The 2,819-nt window shown below is 63.1% G+C and carries 4 protein-coding genes; 1 reads left to right on the forward strand and 3 read right to left on the reverse strand.

The features are described 5' to 3' along the window. The 3 genes from WBV89_RS18995 to WBV89_RS19005 form a co-directional block, all read right to left on the reverse strand. Window positions 1–509, reverse strand: a 509-nt coding sequence (locus WBV89_RS18995) for an ABC transporter permease (protein ID WP_423982895.1), incomplete at its 3' end; no start/stop codon positions are given. 10 nt (window positions 510–519) lie between these two features. Continuing rightward, complete coding sequence (locus tag WBV89_RS19000) at window positions 520–1,260, reverse strand: ABC transporter ATP-binding protein (protein ID WP_423982896.1); 741 nt, start codon at window positions 1,258–1,260, stop codon at window positions 520–522. A 61-nt stretch (window positions 1,261–1,321) separates the two neighbouring features. Then, a complete protein-coding gene (locus WBV89_RS19005) occupies window positions 1,322–2,497 on the reverse strand; it encodes an ABC transporter substrate-binding protein (protein WP_423982897.1) in 1,176 nt (391 codons plus the stop codon). Between the two features lie 117 nt (window positions 2,498–2,614). Between WBV89_RS19005 and WBV89_RS19010 the strand changes: the two genes are divergently transcribed. Next, a partial coding sequence (locus tag WBV89_RS19010; protein WP_423982898.1) for a sulfatase-like hydrolase/transferase occupies window positions 2,615–2,819 on the forward strand: 205 nt, incomplete at its 3' end.

Raw genomic sequence — 2,819 nt, forward strand, 5'->3', positions numbered from 1 at the left:
GCGAGCGCCACCTTGGGGAGTGCGTTGGAGAAGGTCAGGAACGGACCGAGGGCTTTCGAAGCTCGGATCCATCGACCGAGAATGAGCCCCACCAGAATGCCAAAGAATGCTCCGATCCCCCAGCCGAGGATCGCTTCGCGTAACGTCACAACCAGGTCCTCCCAGAAGAGCTTTTCGTGGAGAAGCTCCCAGAACGCTCTGGCCGTGTCGCCGGGTCCCGCCGCGAAGAGCGGATCGATCCATTCGGCATCGACCGCATACTTCCAGAGCAGGAGGACCAACACGATCACAGCGACACGAGCGAGCTGCGTGACCGGGTCGACGATTCGGTTCGTCTTCGACCAGAAGGATTCCGGTGGGAGCGGAATCGCGGCGACTTCTTCCCCGTCGACCACTTCGATTTCGACCTCGCCCTCGGGTTCCGCCGGAGCGCCGGGTGTCTCCGTGCGTCCGACGGGTTCAGCAGATGGGGCCGAGAGCGGATCGACGGGGCGGCTTGGATTGGTCATCGTCAACTCCTCAGATGATTTCACTGCGCAGCTCCAGCCAAAGGTCGTGCTCGAGATCGGTGAACCGCTTGTCGAACCGCAGTTCGGCGATGTTGCGTGGTCGTTCGAGGTCGATCATCAAGTCGCGTTTGATCTGGCCGGGTCGCGCGCTCATGACGACCACCCGGTCCGCCATCAGTACGGCCTCGGACAGATCGTGGGTCACCAACAGAACAGTCGTGCGGTGACGCTCCCACGAACTGAGGAACGAGTCCTGAACTGTCAGCCGGGTTTGCGCGTCGAGAGCACCGAACGGCTCGTCCATCAGGAGGAGCCCGGGCTGGATCACCATCGTGCGTGCGATCGCGACGCGCTGTCGCATCCCGTTCGACAATTGCGCGGGGTAGGAGTCGGCGAAGTCGAGCATGCGGACGTCGTCGAGAGCGTCAAGGGCACGTTCACGTCGTTCCTTGCGACGAACTCCGCGCACTTCGAGGCCGTACTCCACGTTCTTGCGTGCCGTTCTCCACGGGCACAGCCCGCCGCGGGCGAGCATGTAACCGAGATCCTTTCCGCCGCGCTGGACAGGCTGATCGTGGCGAACGACCGTCCCACGGGATGGTTGGATCAGTCCGGCCAGCACGTTGAGCAGAGTGGTCTTCCCGCAGCCCGACGGTCCGACGATGGCGAGAAACTGGCCCTCCTCGATCGCCAGGTCGATGTCCGAAGCGGCGACGATCAGTCGACTCCGGTCCGGACTGGGAAACCCCACGGTCACATCTCGTAATGCAGCTGCTGCGGTCATTTCGACTCCTCTGCTTGCCATCGAGGGGTCAGCTGCTCGGCACGAGGACGATCTCGTCGGCCGTGTAGGCCGTCTCGGTCCGTCCGATCTCGGCGAAGAACTCACCGATTCGGTCGAGACCATCGCTGTCGATGGTTCCGTCCGTGGTCGTGTTCGCAATGGTTCGGTCGATGACCAGATCGATGGCTTCCGGCGGGAGGCCGAGGAAGTCGGCCGCGACGTCGTTCACTTCTTCGCGATTGGCGGGGTCGGCCATGTACTCGTTCGCGGCGGTCGAAAACTCCATGTAGCGGTTGAAGAGTTCAGGCTCGGTTTCGATCTTCTCGCGCAGTGCACCGAGGAAGAGGCCCGGCCAGTTGAAGCGTTCCGGACCGGTCCCTTCTTGCATCGAGAAGGGTTGGACGGCGATCCCCTCGGTGAGCGCAAGCGAAATCCCTGGCTCGAAGGTGAGTGCCGCATCGATTTCGCCATTCGAGAGAGCGGCGAGTGTCGTTTTCGGTAGACCGGTCGCGATGAACGTCGCCTGATCCGGATCGAGACCCGCCTCGGTGTACAGCCCGCGAGCCATGTCCTCGGCGGCTGCACCGCGAGCGACCACACCGATCCGTGCTTCGGCGAGGTCAGACATGACGCCCTCCCAACCCTGATCTGCACTCGGGAGCGGGAAATCGGACGACACAATGATGTCGAAGAAGTCGGTGCCGAGCGACTGTCGGAACAGAGCGAGGTCGACGTCCTGCTCGAGCAGGACGTACGCATTCGACGGCGTGAAGCCGGCGAGATCGATGGCATCAGTCACCATTGCGGTGGCGATCTCTGGTCCGGCACCGACTTGGACACACTCGAACGAGATTGCGTACTCGTCCGACAGACCGTTGCGCTGCCCGACCTCGCCCGCGAGCGAGGACGCGGTCGGCGCACATGCCTGACGGATCACGACCGGCTCCAAATCCGCCGCTGGCTCGGCCGCGTCATCATCGGCGGCCGCTTCGGTACTCGCGGGCTCGGCGTCTGGGGCGTCGGTGTTGACCGGCTCAGAATCGGGAGCCTCTGTCTCAGACGATGTGGTGTCGGCGGCGACGTCTGATGTCGCATCGGTCGCATCCGACGAGGAATCGTCGTCGCTGCCGCCGCAGCCAACGGCTACGACGGCGATCGCGAGGCCCGCCAGGACACGGGACGAGCGTGAGAAGGATGTGTTCATCAGGACCCCCAAAGGTTGTGTAGGGCGATCCCCCCGGACCGCTTGACAGATACTCAACCAGTATTTAAGTTACCTGTCAATTATTTATTTGGAGGGGCAATGCCACACAATATTCTGATGATCGTGTCCGACCAGGAGCGCCAACGCTCGTGGCTTCCCGACGACGTTGCGCTACCGCACCGCCGACGGCTGCTCGACGCCGGTTTGGAATTCACTGCGCACCACACGCACTCGTCGCCTTGTTCCCCATCCCGGGCGTCGCTCTTCACCGGGCAGTACATGGCACAGCACGGTGTCACGGAGAATGCGGTCGGGCCCGGCA

It is taken from the genome of Ilumatobacter sp. (assembly GCF_049588435.1).
Lineage (GTDB): Bacteria > Actinomycetota > Acidimicrobiia > Acidimicrobiales > Ilumatobacteraceae > Ilumatobacter_A.

Coding starts and splice junctions, on each gene's coding strand:
- WBV89_RS19005 (WP_423982897.1), bottom strand. CDS start 2,497: ATGAACACATCCTTCTCACGCTCGTCCCGTGTCCTGGCGGGCCTCGCG.